We start from the raw sequence: 16,563 nt of genomic DNA, 5'->3' as shown, positions 1-16,563 counted from the left end.
AACTAAGTTCACTAATACTATTCCACCCTAGATAAGTGCTTGCTCAAAAGCAATGTAGGATTTCTGGGAGTTATTAAAAACCAAAGTTAAAGCATTCTAAGGAATCACAATTGCTAGCGTTCAAGTTAGCTTATAGTTAGTAAGACCTAAATTAGGGTAAATCGTTCTCAAACGGATGTAATCAAAGCGGTGTCTTTACGACTGCAAGCAATCGTGTAGCTTCATCCTTATGCTCTTTTATCCCCATCAAACCACTGCTATTTATTTTGCATGATAAATCCGCCCACTATTGACATTCACAAAAAACCAACCAAAATACACTTTTTAGAAACACAAAAGGACATTGTTTCAAATGAAGTATTTCTTATATCTCAGTGTGTTAATCATGAGTCTGTGCAGCACTTATGTACATGCTGAAAGAACAGTACTATGTAATGCTTGTAGTCCAGAGCACTCGCAAAAACTAGTAGAAGAAGTCACTCGCTATGAAGGCGAGCGGATATATGTTGTAGATCTCGTTCACTCATCACCTAAAATAACACTTTATAAATCTGTTTTAGACCTAAGTACTGATGAAGTAACTGCACCTAATAAATACCACGCATTTAGTATTGAATATCACGGGCCAGACTCGGTTATGTCACAGCAACTCAAAGAAAAACTAATCGAAGTTCAAAAGACTGTAGAGGTGCTCCGTAAACGGACAGCTGAGATCACGTTACTCGTCGACGAGGAATTTGAAAGTGCATTTCAAATTGCCTTACCCGAGCACAACTTCATAAGTAAAATTGCCACTCGGATTAAAACAGACAAAAAGGTTAAAAATCAATTCACTCTCATTCATACACAACTAAAACAGCTAAAAGCTGATCTGGGTCTAGATATTGGGTTATCATCACTAGGCTTAAACCTGAAACCTGTGTTGGTAATAAATTTTAAAGATGGCACCAATGCTTGGGTGAAGTTGGATTTGCTCACAACTAATGGAACAAGTGTAGCCGTAGAGGGAAGTCTCATGAAAGCACTCGATAAACAAGGCCAGATTATTCCTATTGGTGGTGGCGTCTTAGGGGTTAGGCTTTGGGCCAAAGACAGAGCATTAAATGAGGAAACCGCTGGTAGCATGAAGTGGCTCACCGAATGGCTAAGTAGGGTGGAAGATCGGGGCGTGCCCATATATAACTCAGATAATAGTGGTCAAGGTAATGCTAGCACATCAATTAAAGACTGCCATGTTGTCATAACAAGAAATAAAAAAGGCCAAGAGCAGGTATCGCTAGTTTGTAGCTAACTTGAGATTGGATTAAGAATAAGATAACTAATCCTTTAAGTTCACTTTCAATTATCCAAGTGGTAACTAGGTAAATTAGTGCATCAATAGCTCACTATTGGTCATGGGTTTAGCGCAATTCGCACCAAAAGTGATTTGTTTGCAATAGTAAGTGAGTTGGTAAGCTGAGCAACCAGCCTTCTGTTTGATGGTTTTTTAGGTCGGGATTTATCCTGTCATATTGCGCTTGTCATTGTGAAAGAGCTCACTATTTCTCGATTTTTTGTGCTGTGTTAAATAGTCAAATTATAATAATTAAAAGCATCTCTATGAAAAAAACGATTAACACCTACCTTGGAACGTTAGCGAGCTGCCTTTGTGTGCTTGCAACGAATTCTCATGCGCTTGGAAATGACAACGATTCAATCGACAACCTGCCTAGCACAGCTTTGCAGTGGCAAGCTGTTGTAAAACAAGATATCCATTACGCCTACCAGCAATCAGCTACTAACCACCCAGGTATGTTGGATAGCCACAATCCTGGCTTTGCACAGTTACTTGAAAACGCAAAGCAACAAGCCTTAGTGCTTGCTGAAAAGATCAAAAATGCCTCAGGCTATGAGGCCACAATTGCCCGTTTTAATACGGTTTTACAGGATGGTCATGCTGGCGCTGTGGCGGTTTTACCAAAATCGGTGAGGCAACCTAGACGTTGGCCGGGGTTCTCGGTAGTCTGGCGTGGTGATGGTTTAAAAGTGTATTACAGCGAGCATGATAAAGTGACTAAGGGCGACAAGATCATAAGCTGTAATGATACACCTATTAAGCCGTTAATGCGTAACACGTTGTTTAAGTTTCATGGTCAAGTTGAGCAGCCAGGTCATTGGTGGAATCAAGGGTGGCGATTATTAATCGACGACGGTAATCCATTTTTACCACCATTAAAAACATGCGACTTTGTGCAATCGAGTGGCGTGGCCTACAGTCTACAATTACAGTGGGTAGAACGACCAGATAGTGTTAGTCAACATCTAGTAAATGCTTACAATGGCGATAAGTTGGAAGTCGGTTTACATTGGCCTGTCGAAGATATAGCCTGGATAGCAATGCCCACCTTTGCACCTAACGAAACAGAAAAATCAAATTACCAGCAACTATTTGCTGACTTAGCTAGGCAACGCGAACAACTTCTCACCGCTGAGGCTGTGGTTTTAGATCTTAGGCATAATCAAGGTGGTTCATCATTTTGGAGTTTGAAAATTGCCGAGCAATTATGGGGGCAGCAAATCGTTAATGATCGAAAAGATAAACATGACGAGAAATCACAAGTGTGGTGGCGAGCGTCCAAAGAGAACACTCAGTATGTAGAGTCGTTAGTCACGGTATTGCGCGACCAACCAGAAATGCATGAAATGGTAAAAAAAGTGTCCGCAGGTATGCGCGCATCGTTAAAAGCTGGAAAGCCATTTTACGTAGAGCGTAAGCCACAAGCCAAGAATAACCAAAAGCAGCAAGCTGAAAGTGATTTTAAAAGTAAAGCCATAGTGATCGTGCCAGGGCAATGTGGTAGCGCTTGTTTGGATGCTGTCGATACTTTTAAGTTGTTTTCAAACACAGTGTTATTTGGTGCCCCAAGTAGCTCAGATTCAACCTATATGGAAGTAAGGTTGGTTGATACCCCATCAGGCTTGAGCAAGGTCATTATTCCTAATAAAGTCTATGTAAATAGAGCTCGTGGCAATGGTGATTTTTATCAACCTGACATCCCATTTAATGAGGTCGAGTGGACAACTGAAGCCTTATTAGAGGGAATCAAAAAAGTGGCCGGTAGTGAGGGCGTTGGTGAATAAAGATATAAAGCACTAAAAACTTTGATGCTCTGCTATGAAATTGAAAAATTAAATCACGAAAAATAACACAAGAGAATAAAGACCTTATCTATCATTACACATCTGCTGAAGAGCGAGTGGGTATTCTTACGAATAAGCAGTTATGGGCTACACATCCACGGTGTTTGGATGATATAGGGGCGTTTATTTATATTCTTGGGGGATAAATAAAAGCAGCAAGGTGCTATAGAGAAAAAGTTTGGGAATTATTACTCATGGAGTCGAGTACCTCAAAGAAATAGAAGTTCATTTGCCTGAGCGTGTAGCACCTAGTATCAAATATAAAAAGCACAAACCCAGCCGAAGCTGGGTTTTTAAAGCGTGTAGTGCTTAGGAGATGATGTTTACATCATGTCGCCCATACAGAGCTTAAGCTTTTGTTTCTATTTAACTATTAACATGGGAAAAAGTGGCGATACCCCACTTAATACCCCTCGGATGAAATAAAGGATAAATTTATTTATTTTTCACCCAGTTACCTATATCAATAGCGCGCTAACAACAACTCTAAGGCTCTGAAGCAATTCAATATAAATTATTTAATAACAAATTGTTATGATACTGGCAATCATATAATTAGAAGTAAATTTCGAACTACCTTGTATTGTAATAGGAACATAGATAAATTAAAATTTTCTCCGAGTTTGATTCTGAGAAAAGGCTTTCAAGAGTCAAGTTACAAAATCACTCTCTTTTTCTCATCATACAAAATAACTTCAAGGACAAAGGAATATTATGAAAGTTACCGGTTTATTAAAATCGCTTATGTTAGCGACATTGGTTAGCACTTCTGCTATATCTTATGCTCAAGCCGAAGGAGGATTAGTTCAAAGAGCTGAAGCGGTCGCTAAAGCTGAAGGTATTACTATGGCTGAGCTGCTAGACCGTTCTGAAAGTGGCGAGCTAGACGTAAATCAAAGAGCAGCTGAATTAAATGCTGAATGGGGACGCTGCGAGACCTATAAATATACAAAGTATGCAAGTGCTAAAGTAGATCAAGAAATTACTCTTACCAATTTTTCAAGCTTTGGCGGTACTTGTAATTCTTACTTTTTCACAATAGAAAGAAACTATGATGGCCATGATATGGAATTAATTTTATACCGTGATGATAGAGAAATTGATCGAGGTACTCATATCGGAAGATACCTTCCTCGTGGCAGCTATAGATTAACTCTGAAAAACAACGGTGGCGGTACAAGTATACGTGGCGGTGTACGTTACGAATACCGCGAGAATTAATTTATATTACGCAGGCTAATTAAGCCTGCGTATCAACAAGTTTAGTTTCTTGGCTTTTTAGGAAATTGATCACCTTCTCTTGATACTCTTGGAGAAAAGATTCTGAAGTGATTTTAGCAACTGTTTGCTGTTTCTTTTGAGCATTACCCAACACACCATGAAATGAGCGGTAGTTCTCTTTTTCCATTTGCGCCGCGCCTTCTACATGATCTACAAAGAAGTCGATAATATTTATTTTTTCGTCAGGCTTGAAACCTTTTTCCTCAAAATTGACACCATCTAAAGAACCTTTCACCCCCATTACATCATCCCAAAATGTGTCACGTAAGCTCCCTGTATACCCACTCGAGCGTGCCATATCAGACTCCAACGTTCGAATTGCGTCAACAATACCTTTAAATTCATTGATAGACATATTCTCAAAATCAAAGCCCTCAGGATTAAGTAGAGCGCTGTATGGTGAACTGCTCGGTGCATCACCTGTAAATGCAGCAATAGACACAGACTCGTCAGATACTTGTTTCTCTTTGGTATCTTTAATCTGATTTGGTTCTGGTTCCTTTTTTACGGGCGCAGCAAACGGTTGTGTAGGTGTTGATGTTGGCGCATTCGTTGTTGACGCCGAATGGATATTAAAATGAATAGTCATAAAAGCTCCTTTTCGTATTGCCTTAGTATCGGCAGTATTCCTATTTTACTTTAGCATATTGTGTTGGATTTTATGGTTGTTATACATCGGTTTATTAGCCCACCTAAGCATGTTCCTGCTACTAGTCCATTTGTGTGAAACAGCACAAAGCACATTTTTTTACAACACATGGGACTTAAATCGATACCCCACTTTATATCCCTAAAATAATGACGCTTGAGCAAATTTCAGGCATAAAAAAACCCTAACATCAAACTGTTAGGGTTTTTCTAAAGCGTGTAGTGCTTAGGAGATGATGTTTATGTCGGGTAAGGAGTAACCATTACTGGCTACCCCTCCCCTAAGAACCGTACATGCGAGTTTCCCCGCATACGGCTCAAGCCTTTATAAATCTGAACCTAAGTACAGACCAGCGATTACTTTTTATCGATTACATCAATGTATTCAAAAGCATTATATTCTAGCTTAGTCTCTCCGTAGAGGTCTTTCCTCATGGCAACAACAATGTTGCCAACAGCTTTTCGACCTTCATCAGGATCTGGAGTACCTCCATTTCTAACTAAAGAGACCATATGGTTGATAGCGTCAATAACCTCATCTGAACAGTACAACCAAGCCTTATATTGCTCTTCAAAGAACTCTTTTTTAGTTTTAGAGTTTGCAGTTTGTCCCACAAATCCTTGAAGTTTTACAAGAAGCTTAGCGTATTGCTCTTCCTTATGCCTTAGTGCTGACTCTCCCCTTTTTGACTTCACCGCGTAGTGATACGTAAGTGCAGAGCCAAGGATCAAAGTAAAAACCGGTACTAAAGTTTTTAAGATTTCAGCTATATGTTCCATCAACCGTCCTTTCTGATAAATTATTTTTTAATAATCTTTTAATTGCATAGACTATATCAAATAAAATCAGCAGCTATGTAATTGTCTATGACAATTAGGGTGCAACAACACTAAGTTACTCAGTTCATTACCGCCACCTTTTACTCGTTCAACGATATGATGGATATTCCACCCTGTTTCCTTAGTAATACGATGGCGGCACATGGCACAGCTTTGCTGCTGTCTGAGCCAAAGCATAAGCAAAGTTCGTTTACCTTGCATTGAGTCTTTCCAAACCCGCTCAAGGCGCTGTTCAAAATATGGCTCAAATGCTAAGTCATACGGGTTTGCCTCCGCTTTTAACTTAATATGTCGCTTTATCACGGTATCATTGGTATATATCAGCCTTTTGGTAAAACCATCGACTGTTATACCTGAAAACGTCCAGTTTCGTGCGCCCACTGATTTAAAGTATTTCGCTTTAATCCAGCGTTTATGACGATTGTTATGTCGTCGTCGGCACCACTGCCATAGAAGTTTCCAGACCCGATAATCCACGTAATTAAATGTCTCTTTCGCCACAATATGACGATGATAGTTAGCCCAACCCCGAAGAATTGGATTTAACTGACTGATCAGCATATCTGCCCTTACAGTCTTTTGACCTTTAACTATGTCGCGGATTTTCTTTAAGACATTCTTCACGCTTTTCGCACTTGGTTTGATTAACATCTTACCGTTATTGTACTTACGTAAATTCTGTCCAAGAAAATCAAACCCCTCAGTTATATGCGTTATCACCGTTTTCTCTGGTGATAACGTAAGCCCACGTTCAGCCATAAAGGTTTCAACTATTGGCTTCACTTCATTTTCCAGCAACTCTTTCGATATTCCCGTAATAATAAAGTCATCGGCATACCTCACGTAATTGACTTTAGTCTTGTAGCTGGCTTTGGTGTTTTTCTTGCCGAAATGGCTTTCTAACAACTCTTCCAAACCATCAAGCGCTAAGTTAGCCAATACAGGAGAAATAATTCCCCCTTGTGGTGTACCCGACTCCGTTGGGTTTAACTTACCAGATTCCATGAATCCCGCTTTCAGCCACTTTCTAAGTACCTGTTTATCCAATACAACATTGGCAAGTAACCAGTCATGACTGATGTTATCAAAGCAGCCTTTAATATCGCCCTCTAACACCCACTCCGCAGAGCTTTTACGGCTTAAATTGACAAAACATTGTTCTATCGCATCAGCCGTTGAGCGCATGGGGCGAAAGCCATAGCTATTTCGATCTGCCGTAGTTTCCGACACAGGTTCAAGAGCCAGCAGGTATAATGCCTGCATTGCTCTATCTAGCATGGTCGGTATTCCTAAAGGACGACGTTTGCCGTTACTTTTCGGAATATAAATTCTACGTAGTGGCTTAGGTTTATACCCTTGCCGCTTCAATCGAAAAGTAGCCTGCCATTTACTTTCAGGCGTACTCCATAACTCCCCATCGACACCTGCAGTCCTTTTGCCTCGATTTTCAGTTACCCGTTTTACCGCTAAACATTTGGCAGCAAACGAGCGCACCAACATACGTTGCAGAGCTTTCACCCTACGCCATTGTTGTTGCTTAGTCGCCTTCGCGATCCGTACTTGTAGCTCTCGCACCGTTAACTCGACCGAATACCAATTGATGGTATGCCAGCTTTGCGCTTGGTGGGAGAACGCAGGTACAATAAACGCTGTACTCATCTTGCTTTTCTCCTGTTAGTCATGACCTAACAAGAACAAGGCGCAACTATCCCCTAACGGGAAGAATTGTTCTTATCCCGTTAGGATCAAATTGATGACAGCTTTACACGTCTATCACACGATTAAAGACCAGTTGGAAGTCTGCACGGTTTCCCGTTGAGGCAAAGTTTGAACCTCTATCCAAACCATTACAGTTTGACATTCGCTTTTTCCAACCTCCTTTACCCACTTATTCAACAGTTCGCCTTACGACTCCCCTGCTTAACTTATTCAAATAACAATAAACTAAGCGAATAATTGGGCTTACCGAGTTCCATTAAAATTACACAAACAACTTAGGTTCTACCTATCCACCGACGGCTTAATGACGACGTATTCCCAGATGTAAAAGGAATAACCAGCCGCACACCTTTTGGTTTAAGCGTATCAACAACATTTCGCTTATTGCGGTTGACGGTGTTTATCAGTAGTTCACTTACGTTAACCCTATTGTTTAGCCTAGCTCTCAGCCCGTTTGTTATTAACAGACTATATTTAACTCTCGCGAGTTAACTACTGCTTTCGCAGAGATACATTGTCAGGAAGCTTCGCACAATACCGTTACCAGTAATGCACTATCCCTAGGCTACAACCTGTCGTAAGGTTGGTCTCGCTACATATAATCGAATATGTTGAGACAATAACTCTAATGGCTTACGCCCGTAGGTCGTAAACTCGTCGAGATACAGAAAACATGATCAAAACGCTGCTTAAAAAGCTTTGTTTCCAGATTTTTGAAATCGAAACTACTAAATGACAGAGCACCCTTTGGTTACGCGATGAAATACCTTCTCGCTATTATTCGGAGGTAAACCCGAAACTCTGAAATTGTTTGTTTCCTTATTGCCGATGACTGATGTCCCGGTGACTTGTTTTCCAATCGTAAAAACACGATTGCGCGACCTTATCAATCTGATAAGTTCCGGCTTTCGGTTTTACCCCCGAATCCGGAGTCGACTGCTAGTTTTGCAGGTTGGGAAAGTGAGTGCTATAGTTAGCACTCACTCTGAGCTAGTCCTGCTAGGCTAGTGACCTACGCGACTCTCGTCGCACTACATCATGCCGCCCATACCACCCATTCCGCCCATGCCGCCCATATCTGGACCAGCAGCTTCTTCTTTCGGAATTTCAGCAACCATCGCTTCAGTGGTGATCATTAGACCAGCAACTGATGCTGCGAACTGAAGTGCAGAACGCGTTACTTTAGTTGGGTCTAGGATACCCATTTCGATCATGTCGCTGTATTCGCCAGTTGCAGCGTTGTAACCGTAGTTACCTTCGCCAGCTTTAACTGCGTTAACCACAACTGATGCTTCGTCACCTGCGTTTGAAACGATTTGACGAAGTGGTGCTTCCATCGCACGAAGTGCCACTTTAATACCGTGGTTTTGGTCTTCGTTGTCACCAGTTAGCGATTCAAGCTTGCTCGCTACGCGAACTAGCGCAACACCACCACCAGGTACTACACCTTCTTCAACCGCTGCGCGAGTTGCGTGTAGTGCATCTTCTACGCGGTCTTTTTTCTCTTTCATTTCAACTTCAGTTGCTGCGCCAACTTTGATTACTGCAACACCGCCTGCAAGTTTTGCCATGCGCTCTTGTAGTTTCTCTTTGTCGTAGTCAGAAGTTGCTTCTTCGATTTGTGCTTTGATCTGAGATACGCGACCATCGATTGCTTCTTGCTCGCCAGCACCGTCGATGATAGTTGTATCATCTTTAGTGATAACCACGCGCTTAGCTGTACCTAAGTCCTCAACCGTAGCTTTCTCAAGCTCAAGGCCAATTTCTTCAGAGATAACCGTACCACCAGTTAGTGTCGCGATATCTTGTAGCATCGCTTTACGACGGTCACCAAAGCCAGGCGCTTTAACCGCAGCAACTTTCACGATACCACGCATGTTGTTTACAACCAGAGTTGCCAGCGCTTCACCTTCAAGGTCTTCAGCAATGATTAGTAGCGGCTTGCTTGTTTTAGCAACAGCTTCTAGTGTAGGTAGAAGTTCACGAATGTTAGAGATCTTCTTGTCTACTAGAAGGATATGTGGGTTATCTAGCTCAACTTGGCCTTTTTCAGCGTTGTTGATGAAGTACGGAGAAAGGTAACCACGGTCAAACTGCATACCTTCAACTACATCTAATTCGTTCTGTAGTGATTGGCCTTCTTCTACAGTGATAACACCAGACTCGCGACCTACTTTTTCCATTGCTTCTGCAATGATGTCACCAATCTCTTTATCAGAGTTAGCTGAAATCGTACCAACTTGTGCAATCGCTTTTGCGTCTGAACAAGGCACTGAAAGCGTTTTTAACTCTTCAACAGCAGCGATAACTGCTTTGTCGATACCACGCTTAAGGTCCATTGGGTTCATACCCGCAGCAACTGACTTAAGACCTTCGTTCACGATAGCTTGCGCAAGAACCGTTGCAGTTGTAGTACCGTCACCCGCTGCGTCATTAGCTTTAGACGCAACTTCTTTAACCATTTGTGCGCCCATGTTCTCGAACTTATCTTCAAGCTCGATCTCTTTCGCAACAGATACACCGTCTTTAGTGATAGTTGGTGCGCCGAATGACTTTTCTAAAACAACGTTACGGCCTTTAGGACCTAGTGTTACTTTTACTGCGTCTGCTAGTACGTTTACGCCTTTTAGCATTTTTGTACGAGCGTCACCTGCAAAACGAACTTCTTTAGCTGCCATGTTATAAATTCCTCTTAAATTCTGTTGTCGATTAAACTAAAAAGTATTAATTATTCTACGATGCCTAAGATGTTATCTTCGCGCATGATCAGGTACTCTTGACCTTCGATCTTTTCAGTTTTTTCGATGTAAGAGCCGAACAACACTGTGTCGCCAGCTTTTACTTGTAGTGCTTTAGTTTCACCATTGTCCAACACGCGGCCGTTGCCTACTGCAACTACTTCACCACGTGAAGACTTTTCAGCTGCAGAACCAGTTAACACAATGCCGCCAGCTGACTTTGTTTCTTCTTCAAGACGCTTAACAATGACGCGATCATGTAAAGGACGAATGTTCATTTATATAGTTCTCCTAACAGTTTCTGAACAATGACAGAAATAATGCTTTTTTAAGGCGGTGTTACATCCACAGGTTGTGGTTAACACACGCAATTTTAATTGCTTTCATTTATGGGGATGGGCAAATTAAAACCCAAGAGAAAAAACCAAAAAAATTTAGTCTTTTCTTTCGTATTCACCTTCAATCGTTGTTGAAGAATTTCTACCCGATTGATTTTTATATGGATCTCTAATTTCTTCTTGCTGCTCCGGACGCTCATCGCGTGATTGACTAGCAAACGGTGACTGGCCTGAATGCATGCCTGTTTGCACTCTTACGGTGGCATGAGCTAAAAGCGACTGCGCCAGCTTTTTTCTAACGGCTGGAGTTAACAGTAAAAAACCTAATACATCGGTCATGATCCCAGGCGTCATCAATAGCACGCCGGCAATAATCACACACAAACCGATAAATAAATCTTGTGCAGGCAATTGCCCACGAGACATCTGTTGCTGTACGTTGACATAAGCGCCAAGACCCTGCTGTTTCACTAGTCTTGCCCCTAAAATAGCGGTACCAATTACAAGCGCAATGGTAGCAAAACCGCCTATCACCTCGCTGACTTGGATCAGCAAAGCAATTTCAATAATCGGAATAGCGATAAATAAAATAAATAAGAATCTAAACATACTTTCTCCAAATCTACGAAAGATAAATATGGGTGCTAAGGTCTTAATTCAAGCGATACAAGTAAGACGCTTTAGAAAAGAGGCGCTATCCGCTAAGATGCCATTACTAACCCTAAAATGGAAATGGCAATGGGCGTAAGATATAAACTCGTCTTATCTACATGCGATTCAGTTACTGAAGCGCGTAAGATTGCAACGCAACTTGTAGAGCAAAAACTTGCAGCTTGTGTGAACCTAATCCCAGCAGTGGAATCTATTTATGTTTGGGAAGGTCAGGTTGAACATGCACAAGAAACCAAGCTGTTAATCAAGACAAAATCCGAAAAACTAGAGCAAGTGATGGCCGCGATTCGTGAACTACACAGTTATGATGTTCCAGAAATTCAAGTCGTGGACGTAACCAGCGGCAACTTAGCTTATTTCAAATGGATGGACGAGGTATTATTGTAATGCGACTCTTAGTAGTTCTTTTCTCATTGCTGATGTGGTTTCCCGCGCAAGCAAACAATGCAGTGCTAGACAGCTTACTGGCTCCTAAACAACAGACTTTTTTACCAGTAAAAGAAGCATTCAAGTTCGATTTTGACCAACAAGGCAACACCTTGTTTGTAGGTTGGGACATCGCCGACGGCTATTACTTATATAAGAAGAATCTTCAAATTATCGCCAAACAAGCCGACATCCAAGTGCCAGAGCTTGAAAAAGGCAAGATGATTGAAGATGAGTTTTTTGGTCGCACTGAAGTCTACTTTAATAACTTATCTGTTATCTCTAAGCTCAGTAATATCGAGCAAGGTGCAATCGTAAAAATACGCTATCAAGGCTGCGCCGAAGCGGGGCTTTGCTATCCGCCAGAAATTGTTGAAGTGCCGCTAAGCACGATTGCCGGAGAAAAGCCAAAGACCACCTCAACCAAAGCTCCTGAAACGAAAGCACCTGAGAAAAAAGCAGAAGTTCAAAGCGAAAGCGCGCCTGTGGATAACGATAATTTATCTTTCACTGAGCAGTTAATGCAGCGCAGCTTACTTGCGAATATTTTGACGTTCTTTGGCCTTGGTATTGGCCTTGCGTTTACCCCTTGTGTATTCCCGATGTTCCCTATTTTGTCGAGCCTCATCGCCGGTCAACAAGGTCTTTCGACTAAAAAAGCCTTCAGTTTGTCTTTTATTTATGTGCAAGGTATGGCGGTCACTTACGCTGCGCTTGGGTTAGTCGTTGCGTATTTCGGTGGCCAAATTCAAGGCTACTTGCAGCATCCAGCGGTACTTATCAGCTTTAGTATATTGTTCGTCGCACTTGCGCTATCTATGTTTGGGGTTTACGAAATTCGTTTGCCTAGCGGCATGATGGATAAACTCACTCAGCTCAGTAACAAGCAAAAAGGCGGCAATTACTGGGGCGTATTCATTATGGGTGTGCTTTCTGGACTTATTGCATCGCCTTGCACCACGGCTCCACTTTCTGGCGCGCTATTATTTGTCGCGCAAAGCGGTGATTATGTGGTGGGCGCGGTAACGCTATATGCACTTAGCTTGGGCATGGGTCTACCGCTATTACTGCTAGGTACCTCAGGTGGAAAATTACTGCCAAAAGCTGGTGGCTGGATGGATCAGGTCAAAACGCTATTTGGTTTTGTGATGCTCTTCGTACCGCTTATCCTTTTAGAGCGCATACTCGATGCGACAGTGATTATCTCACTTGCCGGTGGCCTCGCCGTAGCGACAGCACTCTACTTGCATTATTGGCAAAGCCAATTACAGGCAGGCAAAGGTAAAACCACATTGTGGGGCTTCGCGATCACCCTGTTTATTGTTGGTTTATATGCATTAAAAACAAGCCTGTTTCCAGCACCTGCAGCTGTTGTAAGTACTGCATCGACTCAAACCGAGACCGTTACCGGAGAGCAGAAGTTTAAGCTACTACCTGACTTAGCCGCGCTTAAAGTCGCCGTTGCTGAGGCCAATGCTAAAGGCAAAGTGCCTATCGTTGATTTATACGCAGAGTGGTGTGTTGCGTGTAAAGAGTTTGAAAAATACACTTTCCCGAAACCTGAAGTACAAGCACAGTTCAAAGATTATGAGCTATTAAAGCTCGACTTGACCAAGGCCAATGACAACACCCAAGAGATCATGGAAGCATTTACGGTGTTTGGTTTACCGACTATTTTAATCTTTGATAGCCAAGGTAATGAGATGCCAGCACACCGCATCACAGGCTTTTTAGACGCAAAAGACTTTGCTGCCCACCTAGAAAAGGCCAAGCAGGACGCAAAGTAACCATTTTAGGGGCAAGCTTGTTTGCCCCTCTTCCCTTCTGATTAGACCAGTATTTTGCTGCTATTTACCTCGAACTCTCTATAATACTCCACGAAATGGAGAAATATTTGCTATTTGCTGGAATTCGGCTTAAGTTAACAAGCCATACAGTCTAAATTTTTGGCTAATGCTTTAGTTAAAGGAAGTTCGCGTAATATGTCTGCAAAATTAAAGATTTTATTAGTAAACGGCCCTAATTTAAATATGCTAGGTCGCCGTGAGCCGCACAAGTACGGCACGCAGACTCTCAACGAAATTGTTGACGCATTAACTGAATATGCAGAAGCACAGCAAGTCAGCTTGTCACACATTCAAAGTAATAGTGAAGCGCAGCTAATCGAGGCTATTCACGCTCAATATGAACAATGCGATGCGATTATCATTAATCCCGCCGCATTTACCCATACGAGCATTGCCCTTCGAGACGCTTTACTCAGTGTGGACATCCCTTTTTATGAAGTACACATCACCAATGTGTACGCCAGAGAGCCATTTCGTCACAAGTCTTATTTTTCTGATGTGGCGGAAGGCGTGATATGTGGATTAGGCGCGTTGGGCTATCGTGCTGCATTTGATGCAGCGTTAGCGCAATTGCGAAAACAAAATAACTCAAATTAACTAACAGGCGGGTCATTGTATGGATATTCGCAAGATCAAAAAACTTATCGAGCTAGTAGAAGAATCAGGTATTGCAGAGCTAGAAATCACTGAAGGTGAAGAGTCAGTACGTATCAATCGCCACAGCAGTGCACCAGTTTATGCGCAACCTCAACAATACATGGCAGCTCCAGCGGCACCTGCACCAGCAGCACCAGCGGCGGCTCCTGCAGCAGTAGAAGCAGCACCAGCAGAAAGCAGCGCCCCAGCAGGTCACCAAGTTAAGTCTCCTATGGTTGGTACTTTCTACACAGCTTCTTCTCCAACAGCAGCGGCATACGTTGAAGTAGGTTCAAAAGTAAATGTTGGCGACACACTTTGTATCGTTGAAGCCATGAAGATGATGAACCAGATCGAATCAGACAAAGCTGGTGTAGTGAAAGCAATCCTAGTTGAAAACGGTGAGCCAGTAGAATTCGACCAACCGCTATTCATCATCGAATAATTACGCAGAAGGTCAACGTTATGTTAGATAAAGTAGTCATTGCAAACCGAGGTGAAATTGCACTTCGCGTATTGCGTGCCTGCAAGGAGCTAGGTATTAAGACGGTTGCTGTGCACTCAACAGCTGACCGCGACCTAAAACACGTTCTTCTTGCGGATGAAACCATTTGTATCGGTAAACCTGCGGCAAGCGAAAGCTACCTTGATATTCCTCGTATTATCGCGGCAGCCGAAGTCACAGACGCGGTTGCTATTCACCCAGGTTACGGTTTCCTTTCTGAAAATGCCGACTTTGCAGACCAAGTTGAGCAAAGTGGCTTTATCTTTATCGGTCCAAAGGGCGACACTATTCGTCTAATGGGTGATAAAGTATCAGCAATTGAAGCGATGAGAAAAGCAGGCGTACCTTGCGTGCCAGGTTCTGATGGTCCATTGACCGATGACAACGACCGCAATACGCAGATCGCAAAGCGTATCGGCTACCCAGTTATCATCAAAGCGGCTGGCGGCGGCGGTGGTCGTGGTATGCGTGTCGTTCGCAACGAAAAAGAACTCGCAAACTCTATCGCCTTAACACAACAAGAAGCGAAGCAGTTCTTCGGTAACGGCATGGTTTACATGGAAAAATTCCTAGAAAACCCACGCCACATCGAAGTACAAGTACTCGCTGACGGTCAAGGCAATGCAATCCACCTAGGTGAGCGCGACTGTTCAATGCAGCGTCGTCACCAAAAAGTAGTGGAAGAAGCACCTGCACCAGGGATCACAGCTGAAATGCGTAAGTACATTGGTGATCGCTGTACTCGTGCGTGTATCGAGATTGGTTATCGCGGTGCAGGTACGTTTGAATTCTTATACGAAAACGGCGAGTTCTACTTCATTGAAATGAACACCCGTATTCAGGTTGAGCACCCAGTAACTGAAATGGTCACTGGCGTAGACTTAATCAAAGAGCAACTTAAGATTGCTGCAGGCCAACCGCTTTCTATCACACAAGAAGACGTGGTGATCCGTGGTCACGCAATCGAGTGCCGTATTAACGCAGAAGATCCAGAAAACTTTATCCCTTCACCGGGTAAAATCACGCGCTTCCACCCAGCTGGTGGCCTTGGGATCCGTTGGGACAGCCATATTTACGCTGATTACACAGTACCGCCACATTACGACTCAATGATCGGTAAGTTAATCACTTATGGTGAAAACCGTGATGTTGCGATCGCTCGTGCTAAAAACGCACTGAATGAGCTAGTGATTGACGGGATTAAAACCAATACCCCGCTTCACAAGAAGATCTTGTCAGACGAGAACTTCCAAAACGGTGGCACAAATATCCACTACCTAGAGAAAAAACTAGGCATGCACCAATAACCTAATTCGTTCTCCTAAAAGAGGCCGGCCAATTGCCGGCTTCTTTTATCTCTGCCCTACTTCCAGCGAACGATACTGCTTGCTCATCTTGTGTTTACAACAAAAATCCAACCCGAATTCTAAGTAACTCTATTTTTTGCACTACAAAACCAGACCAGTACTAACCTCACCATTTTAATGATTTGCACAGCCCATCACCCTAACCGCTACAACATTGGCTTATTATTGAGCAATCAATCCATTAGTCCCGACTTTTTCACGTTTTAATAGTGACAAGCCTGTTAAAAATTTTTATACTGCCTGCGCTTTCAGTGATTTACCTTTAAATCACTACAGCACATAGCCCTATAGCTCAGTTGGGTAAACTTTCAAAGAAAGTTTACGTCGAGGAAGCGAAGGGATATTAGCGCAGCGACCCTGAGTGTT

The 16,563-nt window shown here is 42.6% G+C and carries 14 protein-coding genes; 8 read left to right on the top strand and 6 right to left on the bottom strand.

What is annotated here, in order from left to right:
* Window positions 1–352 precede the first annotated feature (352 nt).
* From NO992_RS11805 to NO992_RS11795, 3 genes are all read left to right on the top strand, one after another.
* Window positions 353–1,291, top strand: a complete 939-nt coding sequence (locus NO992_RS11805; RefSeq protein WP_371377340.1) for a hypothetical protein — start codon at window positions 353–355, stop codon at window positions 1,289–1,291.
* A 308-nt stretch (window positions 1,292–1,599) separates the two neighbouring features.
* Window positions 1,600–3,120: a S41 family peptidase gene (locus tag NO992_RS11800; RefSeq protein WP_371377337.1), complete on the top strand. Its 1,521-nt coding sequence runs from the start codon at window positions 1,600–1,602 to the stop codon at window positions 3,118–3,120.
* 774 nt (window positions 3,121–3,894) lie between these two features.
* Complete coding sequence (locus NO992_RS11795) at window positions 3,895–4,401, top strand: hypothetical protein (RefSeq protein ID WP_010368749.1); 507 nt, start codon at window positions 3,895–3,897, stop codon at window positions 4,399–4,401.
* 19 nt (window positions 4,402–4,420) lie between these two features.
* Here the strand turns inward: NO992_RS11795 and NO992_RS11790 are convergent, their stop codons facing one another.
* From NO992_RS11790 to NO992_RS11765, 6 genes are all read right to left on the bottom strand, one after another.
* Entirely contained in the window at window positions 4,421–5,050 is a 630-nt protein-coding gene (locus NO992_RS11790) for a hypothetical protein (protein ID WP_253105807.1), read from the bottom strand.
* 416 nt (window positions 5,051–5,466) lie between these two features.
* Window positions 5,467–5,889: a hypothetical protein gene (locus NO992_RS11785; RefSeq protein WP_371377333.1), complete on the bottom strand. Its 423-nt coding sequence runs from the start codon at window positions 5,887–5,889 to the stop codon at window positions 5,467–5,469.
* A gap of 66 nt (window positions 5,890–5,955) precedes the next feature.
* Window positions 5,956–7,608: a group II intron reverse transcriptase/maturase gene (gene ltrA, locus NO992_RS11780; RefSeq protein WP_371377330.1), complete on the bottom strand. Its 1,653-nt coding sequence runs from the start codon at window positions 7,606–7,608 to the stop codon at window positions 5,956–5,958.
* Between the two features lie 1,091 nt (window positions 7,609–8,699).
* Entirely contained in the window at window positions 8,700–10,346 is a 1,647-nt protein-coding gene (gene groL / locus NO992_RS11775) for a chaperonin GroEL (RefSeq protein ID WP_017217202.1), read from the bottom strand.
* A gap of 50 nt (window positions 10,347–10,396) precedes the next feature.
* Window positions 10,397–10,684 carry a co-chaperone GroES gene (locus NO992_RS11770; protein WP_010368755.1) on the bottom strand — a complete coding sequence of 96 codons (288 nt, stop codon included), beginning with the start codon at window positions 10,682–10,684 and terminating at the stop codon, window positions 10,397–10,399.
* A gap of 156 nt (window positions 10,685–10,840) precedes the next feature.
* Window positions 10,841–11,353, bottom strand: a complete 513-nt coding sequence (locus NO992_RS11765; RefSeq protein WP_371377326.1) for an FxsA family protein — start codon at window positions 11,351–11,353, stop codon at window positions 10,841–10,843.
* Window positions 11,354–11,482: 129 nt separating this feature from the next.
* On the opposite strand from NO992_RS11765, the gene cutA reads away from it, so the two are divergent.
* The 5 genes from cutA to accC all read left to right on the top strand — a co-directional run bounded on the left by cutA (window position 11,483) and on the right by accC (window position 16,137).
* The gene (cutA, locus tag NO992_RS11760) at window positions 11,483–11,803 is read left to right on the top strand and encodes a divalent-cation tolerance protein CutA (RefSeq protein WP_010368760.1); all 321 of its coding nucleotides are present in this window, start codon (window positions 11,483–11,485) and stop codon (window positions 11,801–11,803) included.
* Window positions 11,803–13,629, top strand: coding sequence for a protein-disulfide reductase DsbD (locus NO992_RS11755; protein ID WP_371377323.1), 1,827 nt, complete (start codon window positions 11,803–11,805; stop codon window positions 13,627–13,629). The genes cutA and NO992_RS11755 overlap by 1 nt, the downstream gene beginning before the upstream one ends.
* 195 nt (window positions 13,630–13,824) lie before the next feature.
* Window positions 13,825–14,286 (top strand): type II 3-dehydroquinate dehydratase, encoded by a 462-nt coding sequence (gene aroQ / locus NO992_RS11750; protein ID WP_010368763.1) that lies wholly within the window; start codon window positions 13,825–13,827, stop codon window positions 14,284–14,286.
* A 19-nt stretch (window positions 14,287–14,305) separates the two neighbouring features.
* A complete protein-coding gene (gene accB / locus NO992_RS11745; RefSeq protein ID WP_017217207.1) occupies window positions 14,306–14,770 on the top strand; it encodes an acetyl-CoA carboxylase biotin carboxyl carrier protein in 465 nt (154 codons plus the stop codon).
* Window positions 14,771–14,790: 20 nt separating this feature from the next.
* Window positions 14,791–16,137, top strand: coding sequence for an acetyl-CoA carboxylase biotin carboxylase subunit (accC, locus tag NO992_RS11740; RefSeq protein ID WP_010368767.1), 1,347 nt, complete (start codon window positions 14,791–14,793; stop codon window positions 16,135–16,137).
* Window positions 16,138–16,563 lie beyond the last annotated feature (426 nt).

Origin of the sequence: Pseudoalteromonas sp. DY56-GL79 (assembly GCF_041414765.1) — a bacterium.
Lineage (GTDB): Bacteria > Pseudomonadota > Gammaproteobacteria > Enterobacterales > Alteromonadaceae > Pseudoalteromonas > Pseudoalteromonas piscicida.
Note: the sequence above shows the minus strand (reverse complement) of the source record. Positions and strands in the feature narration are given on the sequence as shown.